The 18,877-nt window shown below is 72.4% G+C and carries 15 protein-coding genes; 7 read left to right on the forward strand and 8 right to left on the reverse strand.

Annotated features, from left to right (window positions below; translation table 11 throughout):
* Position 1 precedes the first annotated feature (1 nt).
* The 3 genes from ACFYML_RS06535 to ACFYML_RS06545 all read left to right on the forward strand — a co-directional run bounded on the left by ACFYML_RS06535 (position 2) and on the right by ACFYML_RS06545 (position 4,509).
* The gene (locus ACFYML_RS06535; protein WP_387277558.1) at positions 2-1,936 is read left to right on the forward strand and encodes a fumarate reductase/succinate dehydrogenase flavoprotein subunit; all 1,935 of its coding nucleotides are present in this window, start codon (positions 2-4) and stop codon (positions 1,934-1,936) included.
* Complete coding sequence (locus ACFYML_RS06540) at positions 1,933-2,694, forward strand: succinate dehydrogenase/fumarate reductase iron-sulfur subunit (RefSeq protein WP_387419613.1); 762 nt, start codon at positions 1,933-1,935, stop codon at positions 2,692-2,694. The genes ACFYML_RS06535 and ACFYML_RS06540 overlap by 4 nt, the downstream gene beginning before the upstream one ends.
* A 672-nt stretch (positions 2,695-3,366) precedes the next feature.
* Entirely contained in the window at positions 3,367-4,509 is a 1,143-nt protein-coding gene (locus ACFYML_RS06545; RefSeq protein ID WP_387419614.1) for an MBL fold metallo-hydrolase, read from the forward strand.
* On the opposite strand, the gene ACFYML_RS06550 is transcribed toward ACFYML_RS06545, so the two are convergent.
* Together ACFYML_RS06550 and ACFYML_RS06555 are read right to left on the reverse strand one after the other, a co-directional pair.
* The gene (locus ACFYML_RS06550) at positions 4,510-6,021 is read right to left on the reverse strand and encodes a deoxyguanosinetriphosphate triphosphohydrolase family protein (RefSeq protein ID WP_387419615.1); all 1,512 of its coding nucleotides are present in this window, start codon (positions 6,019-6,021) and stop codon (positions 4,510-4,512) included. It abuts the gene before it with no gap.
* Positions 6,022-6,092: 71 nt separating this feature from the next.
* Entirely contained in the window at positions 6,093-7,355 is a 1,263-nt protein-coding gene (locus ACFYML_RS06555; RefSeq protein WP_387419616.1) for a nucleotide sugar dehydrogenase, read from the reverse strand.
* 180 nt (positions 7,356-7,535) lie between these two features.
* Here ACFYML_RS06555 and ACFYML_RS06560 point away from each other — a divergent pair, with 180 nt between their 5' ends.
* On the forward strand, positions 7,536-9,989 hold the full coding sequence (locus ACFYML_RS06560) for a Tex family protein (RefSeq protein ID WP_387419617.1): 2,454 nt from the start codon (positions 7,536-7,538) through the stop codon (positions 9,987-9,989).
* 209 nt (positions 9,990-10,198) lie between these two features.
* Complete coding sequence (locus ACFYML_RS06565) at positions 10,199-10,630, forward strand: hypothetical protein (protein ID WP_387419618.1); 432 nt, start codon at positions 10,199-10,201, stop codon at positions 10,628-10,630.
* Between the two features lie 6 nt (positions 10,631-10,636).
* Here ACFYML_RS06565 and ACFYML_RS06570 read toward each other — a convergent pair whose 3' ends face one another.
* The 3 genes from ACFYML_RS06570 to ACFYML_RS06580 are packed head-to-tail and all read right to left on the reverse strand — an operon-like array spanning position 10,637 to position 13,534.
* Complete coding sequence (locus ACFYML_RS06570) at positions 10,637-11,590, reverse strand: DUF389 domain-containing protein (protein WP_387277544.1); 954 nt, start codon at positions 11,588-11,590, stop codon at positions 10,637-10,639.
* A gap of 58 nt (positions 11,591-11,648) precedes the next feature.
* Positions 11,649-12,293 carry a GNAT family N-acetyltransferase gene (locus ACFYML_RS06575; protein WP_387419619.1) on the reverse strand — a complete coding sequence of 215 codons (645 nt, stop codon included), beginning with the start codon at positions 12,291-12,293 and terminating at the stop codon, positions 11,649-11,651.
* Positions 12,290-13,534 carry a glycosyltransferase family 4 protein gene (locus ACFYML_RS06580; protein WP_387419620.1) on the reverse strand — a complete coding sequence of 415 codons (1,245 nt, stop codon included), beginning with the start codon at positions 13,532-13,534 and terminating at the stop codon, positions 12,290-12,292. The genes ACFYML_RS06575 and ACFYML_RS06580 overlap by 4 nt, the downstream gene beginning before the upstream one ends.
* 111 nt (positions 13,535-13,645) lie before the next feature.
* On the opposite strand from ACFYML_RS06580, the gene ACFYML_RS06585 reads away from it, so the two are divergent.
* Both ACFYML_RS06585 and ACFYML_RS06590 read left to right on the forward strand, forming a co-directional pair.
* On the forward strand, positions 13,646-14,800 hold the full coding sequence (locus ACFYML_RS06585) for a DegT/DnrJ/EryC1/StrS family aminotransferase (RefSeq protein ID WP_387419621.1): 1,155 nt from the start codon (positions 13,646-13,648) through the stop codon (positions 14,798-14,800).
* Positions 14,797-15,384 carry a sugar transferase gene (locus ACFYML_RS06590; RefSeq protein WP_387419622.1) on the forward strand — a complete coding sequence of 196 codons (588 nt, stop codon included), beginning with the start codon at positions 14,797-14,799 and terminating at the stop codon, positions 15,382-15,384. The genes ACFYML_RS06585 and ACFYML_RS06590 overlap by 4 nt, the downstream gene beginning before the upstream one ends.
* A 63-nt stretch (positions 15,385-15,447) precedes the next feature.
* Here the strand turns inward: ACFYML_RS06590 and wecB are convergent, their stop codons facing one another.
* From wecB to ACFYML_RS06605, 3 genes are read right to left on the reverse strand one after another with little or no spacing between them, the layout of a single operon-like run.
* Positions 15,448-16,572, reverse strand: coding sequence for a non-hydrolyzing UDP-N-acetylglucosamine 2-epimerase (gene wecB, locus ACFYML_RS06595; RefSeq protein WP_387419623.1), 1,125 nt, complete (start codon positions 16,570-16,572; stop codon positions 15,448-15,450).
* Between the two features lie 12 nt (positions 16,573-16,584).
* On the reverse strand, positions 16,585-17,712 hold the full coding sequence (locus ACFYML_RS06600; protein ID WP_387419624.1) for an NAD-dependent epimerase/dehydratase family protein: 1,128 nt from the start codon (positions 17,710-17,712) through the stop codon (positions 16,585-16,587).
* Positions 17,706-18,737, reverse strand: a complete 1,032-nt coding sequence (locus ACFYML_RS06605; protein WP_387277531.1) for a polysaccharide biosynthesis protein — start codon at positions 18,735-18,737, stop codon at positions 17,706-17,708. The genes ACFYML_RS06600 and ACFYML_RS06605 overlap by 7 nt, the downstream gene beginning before the upstream one ends.
* Between the last annotated feature and the right edge of the window lie 140 nt (positions 18,738-18,877).

An 18,877-nucleotide genomic window follows, 5' to 3' on the forward strand; every position in this document is an offset into this window, starting at 1 on the left:
CATGGATCTCTACACCGAAGGCGACCCGATCGCCGACACCAAGGCCCCGGACGGCCCCGTCGAGACCCGCTGGGAGCGCCGCCGCTTCGAGGCGAAGCTGGTCAACCCGGCCAACCGCCGGAAGCTGACCGTGATCGTGGTGGGCACCGGCCTGGCCGGCGGCTCGGCCGCGGCGACCCTCGCCGAGCAGGGCTACCACGTCAAGTCGTACTGCTACCAGGACAGCCCGCGCCGGGCCCACTCGATCGCCGCCCAGGGCGGCATCAACGCGGCCAAGAACTACCGCAACGACGGCGACTCGGTGCACCGGCTCTTCTACGACACCGTCAAGGGCGGCGACTTCCGCTCCCGCGAGTCGAACGTGCACCGGCTGGCCGAGGTCTCGGTCAACATCATCGACCAGTGCGTCGCCCAGGGCGTGCCGTTCGCCCGCGAGTACGGCGGCCTGCTGGACACCCGCTCGTTCGGCGGCGCGCAGGTACAGCGCACCTTCTACGCCCGGGGCCAGACGGGCCAGCAGCTGCTGCTCGGCGCGTACCAGGCGTTGGAGCGGCAGATCGGCCTGGGCAACGTGGAGATGAACGCCCGGCACGAGATGCTGGAGCTGGTCGTCGTCGACGGCCGGGCGCGCGGCATCGTGGTGCGCGACCTGGTCACCGGTGAGATCACCACCGAGATGGCCGACGCGGTGGTGCTCGCCTCCGGCGGTTACGGCAACGTCTTCTACCTCTCCACCAACGCCAAGGGCTGCAACGTCACCGCCTCCTGGCGGGCGCACCGCAAGGGCGCGTACTTCGCCAACCCCTGCTACACGCAGATCCACCCGACCTGCATCCCGGTCTCCGGCGACCACCAGTCGAAGCTGACCCTGATGAGCGAGTCGCTGCGCAACGACGGCCGGGTGTGGGTGCCGAAGGCCAAGGGCGACAACCGCCCCGCCAAGGACATCCCCGAGGACGAGCGCGACTACTACCTGGAGCGGATCTACCCCTCGTTCGGCAACCTGGTCCCCCGCGACATCGCCTCCCGCGCCGCGAAGAACGTCTGCGACGAGGGGCGCGGCGTCGGCCCGAGCGGGCTCGGCGTCTATCTGGACTTCGCCGACGCGATCAACCGGCTCGGCCGCAAGGCCATCGAGGCGAAGTACGGCAACCTCTTCGAGATGTACGAGCGGATCACCGGCGAGGACCCGTACGAGGTCCCGATGCGGATCTACCCCGCCGTGCACTACACGATGGGTGGCCTCTGGGTGGACTACGACCTCCAGTCGAGCATCCCGGGCCTGTTCGTGATCGGTGAGGCGAACTTCTCCGACCACGGCGCGAACCGGCTCGGCGCCTCGGCGCTGATGCAGGGCCTGGCGGACGGCTACTTCGTGCTGCCGAACACCCTGCCCAACTACCTGGCGAACGCCGGTTCGTTCGAGCAGGTCGACGCCAGCCACCCCGAGGTGGTGGCGGCCCGCGCGGCCGTCGAGGAGCGGATCCAGAAGCTGCTCTCCATCAACGGCGACCGGACCGTGGACTCGTTCCACCGGGAGCTGGGCCAGATCATGTGGGAACACTGCGGCATGGAGCGCAGCGACGCCGGGCTGCGCAAGGCGATCGACGAGATCCGCGCCCTGCGCGAGCAGTTCTGGCAGCGGGTCCGCGTCCCGGGCGACGGCGAGGGGCTCAACCAGTCGCTGGAGAAGGCCGGCCGGGTGGCCGACTTCTTCGAGCTGGCCGAGCTCATGTGCATCGACGCCCTGCACCGCGAGGAGTCCTGCGGCGGCCACTTCCGGGCCGAGCACCAGACCCCGGACGGTGAGGCGCAGCGCGACGACGACCGGTTCGCCTACGTGGCGGCCTGGGAGTACACCGGCGACCAGCCCGTGCTGCACAAGGAAGACCTGCAGTTCGAATACGTCCACCCCACGCAGCGGAGCTACAAGTGAATCTGACCCTGCGCATCTGGCGCCAGCAGGGCCCTGAGGACAAGGGTCGGATGGTGACCTACCAGGTCGACGACGTGTCTCCGGACATGTCCTTCCTGGAGATGCTCGACGTGCTCAACGAGCGGCTGATCCTCTCCGGCGAGGAGCCGGTCGCGTTCGACCACGACTGCCGCGAGGGCATCTGTGGCATGTGCAGCCTCATGATCAACGGCGAGGCGCACGGGCCGCAGCGCGGCACCACCGCCTGCCAGTTGCACATGCGGCAGTTCTCCGACGGCGACACGATCGACATCGAGCCGTGGCGTGCCCGGGCCTTCCCGGTCGTCAAGGACCTGGTGGTCAACCGGAACGCCTTCGACCAGATCATCGCCGCCGGCGGGTACATCACCGCGCCGACCGGCAGCGCCCCGGAGGCCCACGCCAGCCCGGTGGCCAAGGCCGACGCCGACGCCGCCTTCGAGTCGGCCGCCTGCATCGGCTGCGGCGCCTGCGTGGCGGCCTGCCCGAACGGCTCCGGCATGCTGTTCACCGCCGCCAAGATCACCCAGCTGTCGCTGCTGCCGCAGGGCCAGCCCGAGCGGTACACCCGGGTGATCGGCATGGTGGACGCGCACGACGAGGCCGGCTTCGGCGGCTGCACCAACATCGGCGAGTGCGCGGCGGCCTGCCCGAAGGGCATCCCGCTGAACACCATCGGCCGGCTCAACCGGGACTACCTCAAGGCGACCGCGAAGCGCGCCGGCACGCCGGGCTCCTGAGCGCCCGCGGCGGGTCCGCCCGCTCCGACCCCACCGACCGCCGCACCCACCTCAGGGGGCGGCGGTCGGCCTTTCCGGGGTACGTCGTGTCACGGCCAGGACATCTCCGGTGACCTCCTTTCGAGCTGAGTCGGCTGTGCTGTCGCGGCCGGAGCGGTTGCCGTCTCGGAGCGGTGTGGGCCCGGGGTGGCGGGGCCAGAGCCGGCGGGGGCATCGGACGTGGGCGGCGACCCTGCCAGACTCGCTCGCCGCCGAGGTGGCCATCGTCGCCGAACCGTTCACCGGCCAGACTTGAATCGTTTGCGATATCAGCTCCAAAGGGAGCGGAGACCTGGTGCCTCAGTCGCAGCGCGCGGCCGGAGCCGCCCGGAGCCGAGCGACGGCGGCGGCCGGTTCAAGTCACCCCTCGCGGGTAGCAGTCCCATGGACGGCACCGAAGAGGGGACAAACAGGCATGAAGGCACTGCGTACCCACCGGCTGCCGCTGGCGCAGGCGCCGCAGGCGTACGAGATGTTGCCAGCAGAAGCGGGACGGCTGCGTCAAGGTCGTGCTCACGCCGTGAGCCGGACGGCGGTGATCAACGGAAGCGAACCGGCGTGCGGGTGGCTACCGTGTACTCGGCGGCGGCCCGGGCGGCCGCAGGGGCCTGCGGGACACGGGAGGGGACGGCGATGGGCACAACCGAGGAGCAGGCGGTCGAGCGGGCGCTGGGCCGGCGGCTGTGGCGGATGGCCGGCGTGGCCGCCCTGGCCGGGGTGGCCTGGGTGGGCCGGGACGTGCCGCTGCAGCTCGGAGGCCGACTCACCGGTGCCCGGGCGGCCCGTGCCGCCCGCTCCCCCCAGTTCCGCGACGGCACCTTCCACAACCCGGCGGGCACCCGGACGATGGTCGCCGACCCGGGCCGCAACCTGCTCAGGGAGCTGCTGTTCGGCAAGCAGAAGCGGCGGCCGGACGGCCCCGTCCCGCTGCTGCGGCCGGCCGACCCGGCCCCGGCGGACACCGCCCGCGAGCTGAGCATCGTCTGGTACGGCCACGCGTCGGCCCTGGTCGAGATCGAGGGACACCGGGTGCTGCTCGACCCGGTGTGGAGCGACCGCTGCTCCCCGTCGGCCCGGATCGGGCCGCGCCGCATCCACCAGCCGCCGGTACGCCTCGACGAACTGCCCCCCGTCGACGCCATCCTCATCTCCCACGACCACTACGACCACCTGGACCTGGCCACCGTGCGCGGGCTGCTCGCCCACCAGTCCGCGCCGTTCCTGGTTCCGCTCGGCGTCGGTGCCCACCTGGACCGGTGGGGCGTACCGGCGCGGCGGATCGTCGAGCTGGACTGGTCGGAGAGCCACCGGGTCGGCGGGTTGACCGTCACCGCCACCGCCGCCCAGCACTTCTCCGGGCGCGGGCTGCGCCGCGACGGCACGCTGTGGAGCTCCTGGGTGGTGGCCGGGGCGCACCGGAAGGTCTTCTACACCGGCGACTCCGGCTACTTCGACGGCTACGCCGGCATCGGCGCCGAGCACGGTCCGTTCGACGTCACGCTGATGCAGATCGGCGCGTACGACCGGGCCTGGCCGAGCATCCACATGTTCCCGGAGGAGGCCGTCGCCGCCCACCTCGACCTGCGCGGCGACCTGCTCCTCCCGGTGCACTGGGCCACCTTCAACCTCGCCCTGCACGACTGGTCCGAGCCGGTGGACCGGCTGTGGGCCGAGGCGAAGGCCCGCGACGTCCGGCTGGCGGTGCCACGCCCCGGCGAGCGCGTCGTGGTGGACGACCCGCCGCCGGTGGACGGCTGGTGGCAGGCGGTCGCCTGATCAGAGCACGAAGGCGTCGGTCCAGAGCGCGCCGGAGCGGCCGGAGAGCGCGTCCAGCATCGCCACCGCCTGCCCGTCGGTGAGCTGGGCGACGAAGTCGACGATCGCCCGGCCGCGAGCCCGGCCGATCCGGTCCGGCGTGCGCGGGTGCAGCTCCGCCTCCGCCAGTTCGACGAGGTCGTGCAGCCGGCGGGGCAACCGGGACTCCTCCTCCGGGTCGAGCAGCCACTCCCAGAGCGCCTCCACCAGGCTGCCCAGCAGCCGCGCCTGGCCCCGCTGGTGCAGGGCCAGGTCGGGGCGGGCCAGCACGAACCGGTGGTGGACGAACTTGAGCACCTGCACCTCGTGCCACTGCGCCTTGGCCAGCAGCACGTGGCCGGAGCGCACGTCCGGCTCCGGGGTCAGCGTGATGGCCTCGACGAACCGGGTGGACCAGCGGGCGGAGAAGCGGGCCACGTACTGCTCCGCCTCGATCGACCCGTCGAACGGCAGCGCCAGCAGCCCCTCCACCAGTTCCTCGCGGACGTGTTCCACGGCGGCGGCGAACGCCTCGTCGTCGGCGATCCAGGCGTCCTTGCGGTGCAGCTGGCGGCGCAGCCGTTCGATGGCCGCCCCGGGGCGCCGGCCGGCGGCGGTCAGCGCGGCGCCGGTGATCGCCCGGAAGTGGCCGCTCTCCCGCTGCCAGGCCATCAGCTCGGCGGCCACCGCGCCCTGCTGGAGCACCCCGACCCGGTAGAAGTCCTCCACGTCGTGGATTGCGTACGCGATGTCGTCGGCGGTGTCCATGATCGACGCCTCGGGGGTCTGCTGCCAGTCCGGGATCCGGCCGGCGAACGGCTCCCGGGCCTGCCGCAGGTCGTCCACCTCGGTCCGGTAGGCGCCGAACTTCGCCGACCCGCTCTCCGGGTCGTCGGGCGGGGCGGCCGCGCCGCGGGGCGCCGGGTCCAGGTGCCGCGGGTGCGGGTCCGGGTGGTCCAGGCGGGTCCACGGATACTTCAGCATCGCCGCCCGGACCGCCGCCGTCAGGTCCAGGCCGGTGGTCGCCGCGCCCCGGATCTCCGTACTGGTGACGATCCGGTACGACTGGGCGTTGCCCTCGAAGCCGTCGGGCAGCCCGAGCCGCTGGCGGGCCAGCCGGTCCAGCACCCGCTCCCCCAGGTGCCCGAACGGCGGATGGCCGAGGTCGTGGGCGAGCGCGGCGGCCTCCACCACGTCCGGGTCGCAGCCACCCAGCTTCTCCAGCAGCTCGCGGTGCGCCTCCTCGGCGGTCAGCCGCTCGGCGATCGCCCGGGCCACCTGGGCGACCTTCAGGCTGTGGGTGAGCCGGTTGTGCACCAGCAGGCCGGACCCGCCCGGGCTGACCACCTGGGTCACCCCGCCCAGGCGGGTGAAGAACGGCGACGCGACGATCCGGTCCCGGTCGGCCCGGAACGGGCTGGCGGCCAGGTCGCCGAGCGCCCGGGCGCTGCCGCCGAAGAGCCGCCGGGCCCGCGGATCCGCAGGTTGTTCCATGATCGCCCACGGTAGCGCAGCGACCCGGCCAGCAGCGACGGGTCGGCGTCCGGGCCGGGCGCCCCGGTGTCCTACAGGCGCTCCACCGCCGGCCCCGCGCACCGGTTACGGGTGTCGAAGACATAGCGCCCGTGCCTGGTCACCATGTCGTAGTCGAAGACGTCGTGATCCGTCACCACGACCACCGCGTCGGCCGCGGCGACCTCCTGTTCGGTCAACCGCACCACCAGCACCCCGCCGGGGATGTGGTGCGGCTCGGCGTACGGCTCGACGGCCCGGACCTCCGCGCCGAGGTCGCGCAGCCGCCGGGCCACCTCCACGGCCGGCGAGTCGCGCATGTCGCCGGTGTTCTTCTTGTACGCCAGCCCGAGCAGCAGCAGCCGGGCACCGCTGACCGCGCGGCCGGTCCGGTTGAGTCCGGCCATGATCCGTTGCGTCACGTGCTCGGGCATCTCGTGGTTGACGTCGTTCGCCAGTTCGATGAAGCGGAACTGCCGGCCCAGCCGCCGCTTCACCTGCCAGGAGAGGTAGCAGGGGTCGATCGGCAGGCAGTGCCCCCCGACGCCGGGCCCGGGCCGGAACGGCATGAACCCGAACGGCTTCGTCTCGGCGGCCTCGATCGCCTGCCACACATCGATGTCCAGATGGTGGGAGAGCATGGTGAGCTCGTTGATCAGGGCGATGTTGACCTGGCGGAAGGTGTTCTCGATCAGCTTGGTCAGCTCGGCCACCCGGGTCGAGGCCACGGGCACCGTGCGCGCCACGATGCGCCGGTAGAACTCGTCGACCCGGGCCAGCGACGCCGCGTCCACCCCGGAAACCACCTTCGGGGTGTTCTCCAGCCGCCAGGTGGGGTTACCCGGATCGATGCGCTCCGGGCTGTAGCCGAGGTGGAAGTCACCCGGGCTGCGCAGTCCGCTGGCTGACTCCAGGAGCGGACGCAGCAACTCCTCGGTGGTGCCCGGGTACGTGGTCGACTCCAGCACCACCGTGCAGCCCGGTCGGACGTACGGGCCGATGCCGATGCCGGCCTGCTCCACGTAACTCAGGTCCGGGGTGCCGTCCCGCAGCGGGGTCGGCACCGTGATCACGCAGACGTCGAAGCCCTCGGCATCGGGGTACTCCGCGCTCGGCCGGTACCGGCCGCTGCTGAGCGCCCGGCCGAGCCGGTCAGCCGGGATGTCCTCCACGAATGACTCACCCGACGCGAGCCGCTTGACGCGGTCGGTGTCAACGTCCAGACCGACGACGTCCATGCCCGCTTCGACGGCCCGCATGGCCAGCGGCAGACCGACGTAACCCTGGCCGATCACGACCAGCTTCTCAGCACTCACCCGGGCTCCAGTTGGACGGAGGAATCACCTGGTTAGGAGGCTAGAGGGACTTCTGATGCCGTAAGTCCGTTTTCGTGATATCGGCGGGCGATCCACGCCGGTGGGTGCGCCGGGGCGCGGAGCGTCCGGGGCGGACGGCAGAATGCACGACGGAACCCACCCGAGAAGGCGGATCAGATCGTGACCCAGTCTGTTCATCAGCGGATCGCCGACGAGCTCAGCGTCGCCGAACGTCAGGTGCGGGCGGCCGTGGAGCTGCTCGACGGCGGCGCCACCGTGCCGTTCATCGCCCGATACCGCAAGGAGGCCACCGGCTCACTCGACGACGCGCAGCTGCGCACCCTCGAGGAGCGGCTGCGCTACCTGCGCGAGCTGGACGAGCGACGCGCCGCGGTGCTGGAGTCGATCCGCTCCCAGGGCAAGCTCGACGAGGCCCTGGAAGCGCAGATCATGGCGGCCGACTCGAAGTCCCGGCTCGAGGACATCTACCTGCCGTACAAGCCCAAGCGGCGGACCCGGGCGCAGATCGCCCGCGAGGCCGGGCTGGAGCCCCTGGCCGACGCGCTGCTCGGCGACCCGACGCTGGACCCTCGGGAGGCGGCCGCCGGCTACGTCGACGCGGACCGGGGGGTGGCCGACCCGGCCGCCGCGCTGGAGGGCGCCCGGGCCATCCTCATCGAGCGCTTCGCCGAGGACGCCGACCTGATCGGCACGCTCCGGGAGCAGATGTGGTCGCGGGGCCGGCTGGTCTCCCGGGTACGCGACGGCCAGGAGAGCGCCGGCGCCAAGTTCGCCGACTACTTCGACTTCGCCGAGCCGTACCCGAAGCTCCCCTCGCACCGGATCCTCGCCATGTTGCGCGGCGAGAAGGAGGGCGTGCTCGACCTGACCATGGACCCGGAGCCGGAGGGTGACTCCGACGCCGTGGCCAGCGGCCCGACCCGGTACGAGGCGGCGATCGCCGGCCGGTTCGGGGTCAGCGACCAGGGGCGCCCGGCGGACAAGTGGCTGACCGACACGGTGCGCTGGGCCTGGCGGACCCGAATCCTCATCCACCTCGGCGCGGACCTGCGGATGCGGCTCTGGCAGGCGGCCGAGGAGGAGGCCGTGCGGGTATTCGCGACCAACCTGCGCGACCTGCTGCTGGCCGCGCCCGCCGGCACCCGGGTGACCATGGGCCTGGACCCGGGCCTGCGGACCGGCGTGAAGGTGGCGGTGGTGGACGCCACCGGCAAGGTGGTCGCCACCCACACCATCTACCCGCACGAGCCGCGCCGGCAGTGGGACGCCTCCATCGACGTCCTCGCCAAGCTGGCCGCGGCGCACCGGGTGGAGCTGATCGCGATCGGCAACGGCACCGCCAGCCGGGAGACCGACAAGCTGGCCGGCGACCTGATCAAGCGGCACCCGGAGCTGAAGCTGACCAAGGTGGTGGTGTCCGAGGCCGGCGCGTCGGTCTACTCCGCCTCCGCGTACGCCTCGCAGGAGCTGCCCGAGCTGGACGTGTCGCTGCGCGGCGCGGTCTCCATCGCCCGCCGCCTCCAGGACCCGCTCGCCGAGCTCGTGAAGATCGACCCGCGCTCGATCGGCGTCGGGCAGTACCAGCACGACCTGTCCGAGGTGAAGCTGTCCCGCTCGCTGGACGCGGTGGTCGAGGACTGCGTCAACGCGGTCGGCGTCGACGTCAACACCGCCTCCGCTCCCCTGCTCACCCGGGTCTCCGGCATCGGCGCCGGGCTGGCGGAGAACATCGTGCTGCATCGGGACGCCAACGGGCCCTTCCGCACGCGGGCCGACCTGAGGAAGGTGCCCCGGCTCGGGCCGAAGGCGTTCGAGCAGTGCGCGGGCTTCCTGCGCATCCCCGGCGGCGACGACCCGCTGGACTCCTCGAGCGTGCACCCCGAGGCGTACCCGGTGGTGCGGCGGATCCTCGCCCACACCGGGCAGGACGTCCGCTCGCTGATCGGGCAGAGCAGGATCCTGCGCGGACTGAAGGCGACCGAGTTCGTCGACGAGACGTTCGGCCTGCCCACCGTCACCGACATCCTCGCTGAGTTGGAGAAGCCCGGCCGCGACCCGCGCCCCGAGTTCCGGACGGCGACGTTCGTCGAGGGGGTCGAGACGATCGGTGACCTGAAGCCCGGGATGGTGCTGGAGGGTGTGGTCACCAACGTGGCCGCGTTCGGCGCGTTCGTCGACGTCGGCGTGCACCAGGACGGTCTGGTGCACGTGTCGGCCATGTCGCACACCTTCGTGAAGGACCCGCGGGACGTGGTGAAGTCCGGCGACGTGGTCCGGGTCCGGGTGCTCGACGTCGATGTACCCCGCAAGCGCATCTCGCTGAGCCTGCGGCTGGACGACGAGGCGCCCGCCGGCGGTGGTCGCCCGGCTGACGGCCGGCGGGAGCGCGGTGGCCAGGGCGGCGGCGCGCGGGGCGGCCAGGGCGACGGCCAGCGTGGCGGTCAGCGCGGCGGTCAGGGCGACGGCCAGCGCGGCGGTCAGGGCGGTGCGCCGCGCGGGGACCGGGGCGGCGCGCGCGGTGGGCCGCAGCAGCGGCCGGGGCGCGGCGGCGGAGCGCCGGCCCCGGCCAACGGCGCCATGGCGGACGCGCTGCGCCGCGCCGGCCTGGCCTGACTCTCGGCCCACGCTGTCGAGCTGATGTCGTCAACGGATCGCCGGACGGCGTCAGCTCGACAGCGCGACCGGAAACGGACCGCCCGGAGCTGACGCGGGCGGACCGGGCGCGCTGGTTGAGGCGGCGCGGGCACCGGACGGCCGCCGGCCAGCCGTGATGCGAGGGCGTCCCGGCGGCGGGCCGGTGAGGCCCGCGTACCGTGGCACGGGTGGCGGACGACGGCCTGGAGTGGCGGGAGCGGCAGCGCCGCGCGGTGCGGGCGCACGCCGAGGCCGACGCCCGGCAGCGCGCCGCCGAGCAGGCCGAGGCGGCGGAGCTGGTGGCCCGGTTCGCGGCCGAGGCGACCCGGCGCGGCCTGCGCCCGGACCGGCTGACCGTGGCGTCCTACGACGGCCGCGCCCGCTACCGCACCCGCCTCACGGGGTGGTACGTGGACCGGGCGCGCAGCCGAGCGGTCGACGCCGAGGGCCGGTTCTACCTGCTGACCGTGCCGCCCAGCCTCCGCTCGCGGCTGTTCGGGGCCGACCCCGAGCCGACCCCGCCGCCACTGGTGGTCGGGCGCGGTGGCCGGGACGGGGAGTCGATGCCGCTGCGGGATCTGCTCACCCGGCGGCTGGCAGCTGGCGACGACTGGGGCTGAGCCGGCTCAGCCCCCGGCGGCCCGGTATCCGGCCGCCCGGTGGCGGATTCGCCACCACCACAGCTGCTGTACGACCAGGGTGGCAAGGCCGGCCAGCACGATCGCGAGCAGGTTGATCATCAGCTGGAGCGACGAACCTGCCGCCTCCTGCCATACGCCGTACGCCGCCGCCACTGCCACGTTCGCGGCGGCCGGCACGGTGGTCACCGAGATCAGCACCCCGACCAGCGCGCCGGACTTCTTCGAGGTCAGGGAGAGCATGCCGGCGACACCGGCGAGCAGACCGACCACCCAGGAGAGTGCGTCCGGCCGCCAGATGAAGTCGGTCAGCGGCCGGGGCGCCAGCAGCGTGGCCCGGCTGACCAGACCTGCCGCGGTCAACGCCCAGGTGCTCAGCACAGTCACCAGCATTGCGGCCAGGAATCCGACGACCAGGGCTTGCACCGACCGGCCGACCACCCGCCAGTTGCGCCGCAGCAGTGCGACGCTGAGTGCGGCGAGCGGGCCGAATTCGGGGCCGACCACCATCGCCCCAACGATCAGGATCGGCTGGTCGAGCAGCACGCCGATACCGGCGATCATCGTGGCCACCATGATGAGAGCCAGGAACGTGCCGCTGAGCACCGTCTGCTCGCCGGTCTTCGCGGCGATCTCGTCCCAGACCAGTGCATCCTCCCCGTGCCCCGGCGCCTCCCGGGCGGCCCGTTCCGCCGCCGCCGAGAGCGTCACCTCGACGTCGTCGGCGGAGATGCCGCCGCGCGCCTCGACGCCGAGTTCCTGGAGCCGCCGCAGGACGTCGTCGGCGCTCTCCCGGACCACGTCGCACAGCACCAGGTCGCCCTGCGGTTGCCGCGCGGCACCGGACAGCACCGCGAGGTGGGTGACGCCGGGTTCCGCGGCCAACATGTCGACCACTGCGGACGACCGGTCGGACGGTGCGATCACCCGGAGGTGCAACACGGCGGGTACTCCCTGCGGTCGGGCGGCTCACACGCCGCCGGTCGCCGCACTGTACCGATCAGCCGGCCGTCTCGCCCACGCGCGGCACGGACGGCGTGGCCGAGATGCCGTAGCAGTTCATCCGCCGCCCTTCGCGGGTGGTCCAGCTGCCCCGCAGCGTCCAGCCCGCCCGCTCGTAGAAGGCGTTCACCCGGTCGTTGCCGTCCGCGTCGGTGGTCAGGTACGCCGAGGTCACCCCCCGCCGGCGGACTCCCTGCCACCAGGTGTCGATGAGCCGTCGCCCGTGCCCGCCGTGCTCGGCGGCGGGGTCGACGCAGATCGAGCTGAGCAATGCCCCCCGGGTCTCGACCGGCGCATCGCCACGGTAGGCGACCCCACGCAGCACACGCAGTGCCACCGCCGGGCGACGGAGCACCGCCGGCATGCTCGCCAGCGCGAGCCACGGGCCGCGCTGCCGCAGCAGCCGGCGGAAGAACAGCTCCGGGGCGACGGTGCCGACGACCATGCCGACCAGATGGCCGTCGGGGTCCCGGGCGACCGCGGTGACCGCGTCGGGGTCTCGGACGAAGCCGGCGTAGAACTCACGCAGGAAGGGCTCGCCGAGAGTGGACAGGAAGAACCGCTCGAACGCGCGGACGTGCAGCGCCGCGGCCCGGCGGACGTCACCGGGGCGCAGGACGTCGAGGTCGCCGACCGGGCTCATCGGCGCCCGCCCGCCCAGGCGGCGGCGCGCAGCGCCTCCTCCACCCGTCGTACCCCGGAGGCCAGGGAGTACTCCCGGTCGTAGAACTCCCGGCCGTCCCGGCCGAGCAGGTCCAGCTTCTCGCGTCCCAGCGCGCACACCGCACGGACGGCGTCGGCGATCGAGTGGGGGTCTCCGGGCCGGGCGGTGATCCCCGCACCGCTCGCCGACGCCACCGCTGCGGCGTCACCATCCGCCGCGACGAGCAGCGCGCGGCCGGCGGCGAGGATCGCCTGGGCCTTGCTCGGCATCGTGTACGCCGACATGCCGGTGGGCCGCAGGCTGACCACGTGCGCATCGCCGGTACGCAGCAGCGCCGGCATCCGCTCGGCCGGTAGCCGGCCGAGGAACCGCACGTTCGACAGCCCGTGCTGCGCGACCTGCCGGCGCAGGCGTTCCTCGCACCCCCCGGAGCCGGCGAAGAGGCAGACCAGCCGTGGGTCGTCGACCATCGCCACGGCGTCGACGAGGGCGTCGAGCCCCTGCGCCTCTCCCATCGTCCCGGCGTACACCAGGACGATCTGGTCGTCGCGCAGGCCCAGCTCTGCACGGAGGTCGCCCGGAGCGGCCGCGGGGTTCTCGTCGGCCCACATCGGAATGTGCACCAGCTTGTGCTCGGGCACCCCCCGGCGGACCAGCAGCTCACCGACACTGGGCGAGATGTACGCCACCTGGGCGGCGGACCGGTACATCGCCGCGCACCAGCCGGCCATGCCCCGGGCCAGCAGCGCGCCCCGCCGCCCCGCGCCGAGGAAGCCACTGGCCTGCGCGCTGTCCGGCCACAGGTCGAGCACGTGCAGCACCACCGGGATCCGGTGCGCGTAGCGGGCGAACCACATCGGCAGCGAGACGGTGATCGGGGAGTTGCTCACCCAGAGCGCGTCCAGGCCCCGCAGGGCGTCGGTGCCGGAGGCGAGGGCCGAGGCGGCGAAGGTGCCGTAGGTGGCCAGCCGGCGCAGCGGGGAGTCGTCGTGGCTCGGGTAGAGGGCGACGCGGCGGATCCGCACCCCCTCGGCGTCCACCTCGTCCTGCCGCCGGCTCATCCGGTAGCCGGGGGCCAGCCGGCCGGTCGGGTAGTTCGGGAAGCCGGTGAGCACCTGGACCGTGTGGCCGCGTCGGGCGAGGCCGCGCGCGAGCGTTCCGGGCAGCGCCGCCGGCCCCGGCTCGGGGTCGTACCACTGGGTCAGCAGACCGACCCGCATTCGTCACCTCACGAACCATATTCGCAAATGGGCAAATAGTCACCAGAAAGGGCGAAGGGAGTTTAACCTCCGACAAGGCAAAACGGACCAAGGCAGCAAAGAGGAGTTTTGGTGGGAGACAGCGGCCTTCCGTTCGCGTTGCCTGACATCGGCGAGGAGGAGATCGCTGCCGTCACGGCCGCCCTCCGCTCCGGGTGGCTCTCCAGCGGGCCGTTGGTGCCGCGCTTCGAGCAGCGGTTCGCCGAGGCGTGCGGACCGGGGGTCAGCGCCATCGCGGTGAACTCGGCGACCGCCGGCCTGCACCTGGCCCTGGAGGCGCTCGGCGTCGGGCCGGGCATGGAGGTGCTGGTGCCGACCTGGACCTTCACCGCCACCGCCGAGGTCGTCGTGCACCTGGGCGCCGAACCCGTGCTGGTCGACGTCGACCCGGTGACCCTGCACATCGACTTCGCCGACGCGGCCCGGAAGGTCACGCCGAGGACCGTCGCGGTGCTGCCCGTGCACTTCGCCGGCCAGCTCGTCGCCCCGGCGCAGCTGCGGGCGTTCGCCGAGCGCCACCAGCTGGCCGTGGTCGAGGACGCCGCACACTCGTTCCCGGCGAGCAGCCAGGGAGTCGCCGCCGGAGCCGGACCGAGCGCGGCGACGGTGTTCAGCTTCTACGCGACGAAGACGATCACCACGGGCGAGGGCGGGATGGTGGTCACCCGCGACCCCGACCTGGCCCGGCGGATCCGCACCACCCGGCTGCACGGGTTCGACCGGGACGGCTTCGACCGCTACCGCAGCGACCGGCCGGCGTGGCGGTACGACGTGGTCGAGGCCGGCTGGAAATGCAACCTCACCGATCCGGCGGCCGCGCTCGGCCTGGTCCAGCTCGACCGCGCGGAGGCCATGCGAGCGCGCCGCGAGGAGATCGCCGGCTGGTACCGCGAGGCCTTCGCCGGACTCCCCCTCGACCTGCCCACGCCCGCTCCCGCCGGCGACGTGCACGCCTGGCACCTCTTCGTGGTCCGGCTACGCCCCGAGGCGGCACCCGGCCGGGACGGGTTCATCCAGGAAATGTCCCGCCTCGGCGTGGGCTGCAGCGTGCACTTCATTCCGCTGCACCAGCACAGCTACTGGCGGCACCGGTACCACCTCACCGATGCCATGTTCCCCGTCGCCAGCGCGGAGTTCGCGCGCGTGGTCAGCCTGCCCATCTTCTCGGCTATGACCGACGAGCAGGTCGACCGCGTCATCACGACCGTCCACAAGGTGCTTCAGTGATCAAAAGACTCTTCGACGTCGTCGTCGCGGCGGCGGCCCTGATCCTCTGCGCCCCCGTCCTGGCCGTGATCGCCCTGGCGATCCGGCTGGACGACGGCGGGCCGGTGTTCTTCCGGCAGGAACGCGCCGGCCGGGCCGGGCGCAGCTTCCACATCCGCAAGTTCCGAACCATGCGGGCCGGACCCGGCGCCGCCGTCACCGCGGACACCGACGCCCGGATCACCCGGGTCGGCCGGCTGCTGCGGGCAAGCAAGCTGGACGAGCTCCCCCAGCTCTTCGACGTGCTGGTCGGCCACATGAGCCTGGTCGGTCCGCGCCCGGAGGTCCGCAGGTACGTCGACTGCTGGCCGCCGCTGGCCCGCTGGCGCATCCTCTCGGTGCGTCCGGGCATCACCGACCCGGCGTCGATCACGTACCGCAACGAGTCGGCGGAGCTGGCCCGCGCGCCGCAGCCGGAGGAGTACTACGTGTCGGTGGTGCTGCCTCGCAAGGTGGAGATGTACGTGCGCTACGTCGAGACCCGCAGCTTCCTCGGCGACCTGCTGATCCTCGCCCGAACCGTGCAGGCGGTCATCGGCCGCTGACCTCACCGGAAGAGGGCCGGGGACCTCGTGGTCCCCGGCCCTTTTTCTCGTGGCTCGGACGGGTCAGCGACGGATGCCGGCCCACTCGTGGTGCCGGCGGACGGTGGAGAGGATGAAGTCGACCACCCGGCGGGAGGTGTCGGTCACCTGGTAGTCGACCGGGCAGGGCACGCCGTCGGCGGCGACCTGCTCGACCACCACGCCGACCGCCTCCACGACCCCGGCCGGGTCCAGGCCGGTCATCACGATGCCGCCCGCGTCCAGCGCCTCCGGCCGCTCGATCGACTCGCGCAACGTCACCGCGGGGAACCCGAGGATCGCGGACTCCTCGCTGATCGTGCCGCTGTCGGAGAGCGTGCATCGGGCCCGGCGCTGCAACTGGACGTAGTCGATGAGCCCGAACGGCTCGTGGAAGGTGATCCCGTCGAGGGTCAGCGCATCGGCCGCCAGCACCTCCAGCCGCTTGCGGGTACGCGGATGGGTGGACACCAGCACCGGCAGGCCCCAGGCGTCCCGGACGGCCCGCAGGCAGTCGAGCAGCCGGCCGAGCCGGTCCGGCCGGTCCACGTTCTCCTCCCGGTGCGCACTGACCAGGAAGTACCCGCCCTCGTCCAGCCCGAGCTGGTCAAGCACCGTCGAGCGCTCGATGTCCGGCAGGTAGTGCGTCAGCACCTCCCGCATCGGCGACCCGGTGTGCAGGATGCGCCGCGGGTGCAACCCCTCGGCGAGCAGGTTGCGCCGGGCGTGCTCGGTGTAGACCAGATTGAAGTCGGCGACGTGGTCGACCAGCCGGCGGTTGGTCTCCTCCGGCACGTTGAGGTCGAAGCAGCGGTTGCCCGCCTCCATGTGGTAGACCGGCACCCGCATCCGACGGGCCATCAGGGCGGCGATGCAGCTGTTGGTGTCGCCCAGCACCAGCAGGGCGTCGGGACGCACCTCGGCGATGGCGTCCTCCATGCCGATCAGCACCCCGCCGAGCACCCGCCCCAGCGACGAGGTGTCCACCCGCAGGAACCGGTCCGGCTCACGCAGCCGCAGCTCGGTGAAGAACACGTCGGACAGCGAGCGGTCCCAGTTCTGTCCGGTGTGCACGAGGACGTGGTCCACCGTACGGTCCAACCGGTCCAACACCCGGGACAACCGGATGATCTCCGGGCGCGTACCGACCACCGTCATCACTCGGGTCATGCCTGCTCCTCCCTACGCCGCCGCCACGGCCGGCTCCGCGATGGTCAACTCCACCGGCTCCGGCCAGGTGTCGGGTCGGGCGGGGTCGAAGACCTCGTTGGTCCAGAAGAGGGTGAGCAGTTCGGCCGAGCCGGTGTTCACGATGTTGTGCACCCACATCGTCGGCATGTCCACCACCACCGGCTCAGCGCCGTCGACCGGGAACCGGACGACGGCGTCGTCGCCGACGCGGCGCAACCGGATCTCGGCGCTGCCCCGCAGCACGCAGAACCGCTCCACCTTGGCGAGGTGGAAGTGCTCACCCCGGACCACTCCGGGGCGACTCGTGGAGCAGAACGTCTGGCCGCCGCCACCGTGCACCTTGACCGTCTCGACCAGTTCGCCGCGCGCGTCGGCGCGGCGGGTGAGCGGCAGCGGGTAGTGCGCCGGAAAGCAGTGCGACCGGTAGGTGTTGAACAAACGGACGGCGTGCCGGTCGGTAAGCGGCGGTATCTCGCCGCCCCGGTACAGCGCCGCGAATCCGGCGAGCCGGTCGGCCAGTTCCCGCACCCCGGTACGCAGCCCCGGCATGCCGGCGTCCCACGAGTCGCCCGCCGGAGCGCCCATCAGCCGGGCCGCCGCGTCGGTGACATGCACCAGGGTCAGCTCCCGGTCCTCGTGCACCTCCGGCGACCGCTGCTCGGCGAGCATCCGGCAGAAGGTGGCCACCACCGAGTTGTAGTAGGGCAGGCCGTGCTCGCCGTACAGGTTGGGCAGCTGCACATCCACCAGGTCGGGACGGGCGGCCGCCAGGGTGACGGCGGCGACCGCCTTGGAGTCGCCGTACGGGGTGCCGTTGCCCGCCTGCACCGAGTTGGCGAAGACCACCGTCCCGGGCGGGGTGGCGCAGCGGCGCAGGCCGCGGACGAGGGCGGCGGCCAGCTCGACGTTCCCGGCGGCGACCTCTCGCGGGTCGCCCCGGTTCACCCCGGCCAGGTGCAGCACCCGGTCGACGCCGTCCAACTTCGCCGCCAGCGTCGCCTCGTCGAGCAGCTCGGCGCGATCGATCAGGACCGGGTCTGGCCAGCCCAGGGCGCGGGCGAGCACCCGGACGTGCCAGCCGAGGAAGCCCTGCCCGCCGGTGAGCGCGAGCCTCAGCACGCCAGCACCGGATCCCGCAGGGCCAGCTCCGCGCGGATCTCCGGCAGGGTGCGCAGCAGGTCCATGATCTGGGGTACGTCCAGGCGCGGCGCGTTGGCCGAGTTGAAGTCCTCGGTCGCCTTCTCGCCGAGGGCGCCCTCTGAGACGTACAGGGCGTAGTTGAGGTCCCGCGCGTCCAGCGGCACTCGGAAGAAGTCGCCGAAGTCGTGCGCCTGGGACAGTTCCTCGCGGCTGGCCAGCGTCTCGTCCCACTTCTCGCTGTGCCGGACTCCGATCACCTCGAGCTTGAACGGCACGTCGAAGAGCTGGCAGACCGCCTCGGCGAGATCCCCGATGGTGCACGCCGCGGCCTTTCGGATGAAGACGTCACCAGGGCGGCCGTTGTGGAATGCGTGCTCGACCAGCTCGACCGAGTCGGTCAACGACATGAGGAAGCGGGTCATGGTCGGATCCGTCACGGTGAGCGAACGACCGGCCTTGATCTGCTCGACGAAGAGCGGGATGACCGAGCCACGCGAGTACATGACGTTGCCGTACCGCACGCACGACACGACGGTCCCGCTGTCCGGGTTGTTCCGGGCGTACGCCTGGGCCACCTTCTCCATCAGGGCCTTGCTCATGCCCATCGCGTTCACCGGGTAGACGGCCTTGTCGGTGCTGAGCACGACCACCGAGCTGACCCCGCTCTCCGCGGCGCCCTCGATCACGTTGGCACTGCCCAGGATGTTCGTACGAACGGCTTCCAGCGGAAAGAACTCGCAGGACGGCACCTGCTTCAGGGCGGCGGCATGGAAGACGAAGTCGACGCCGCGGGTCGCTCGCAGCACGCTGTCCCGGTCCCGCACGTCGCCGACGTAGTAGCGCAGCCGCTCGTCGCCGAACACGCGCCGCATGGCGTCCTGCTTCGCCTCGTCGCGGCTGAGGATGCGCACCTCGGCCACATCCCGGTCCAGCAGCCGACGCGCCATGGTCTGTCCGAAGGAACCGGTCCCGCCGGTGATCAGCACCCGGCTACCCGCAGTCATCAAGCTCATTGTTTCTCCCGTTCGTCCCCGACGGGCGGTCGCACCCGCCAGTACGGCGGATCACCACGCGCTGTTTCGAGCCGGACGCTCGCGCCCGATGGGCACGAGGACGGCCTCGGCCGATACGGCCACCCGGGTCA

Source organism: Micromonospora sp. NPDC007230 (genome assembly GCF_042869115.1).
GTDB lineage: Bacteria > Actinomycetota > Actinomycetes > Mycobacteriales > Micromonosporaceae > Micromonospora.

Coding starts and splice junctions, on each gene's coding strand:
- ACFYML_RS06535 (WP_387277558.1), top strand. CDS start 2: ATGGATCTCTACACCGAAGGCGACCCGATCGCCGACACCAAGGCCCCG.
- ACFYML_RS06545 (WP_387419614.1), top strand. CDS start 3,367: ATGGGCACAACCGAGGAGCAGGCGGTCGAGCGGGCGCTGGGCCGGCGG.
- ACFYML_RS06550 (WP_387419615.1), bottom strand. CDS start 6,021: ATGGAACAACCTGCGGATCCGCGGGCCCGGCGGCTCTTCGGCGGCAGC.
- ACFYML_RS06575 (WP_387419619.1), bottom strand. CDS start 12,293: ATGAGCCCGGTCGGCGACCTCGACGTCCTGCGCCCCGGTGACGTCCGC.
- ACFYML_RS06580 (WP_387419620.1), bottom strand. CDS start 13,534: ATGCGGGTCGGTCTGCTGACCCAGTGGTACGACCCCGAGCCGGGGCCG.
- wecB (WP_387419623.1), bottom strand. CDS start 16,572: ATGACCCGAGTGATGACGGTGGTCGGTACGCGCCCGGAGATCATCCGG.
- ACFYML_RS06605 (WP_387277531.1), bottom strand. CDS start 18,737: ATGACTGCGGGTAGCCGGGTGCTGATCACCGGCGGGACCGGTTCCTTC.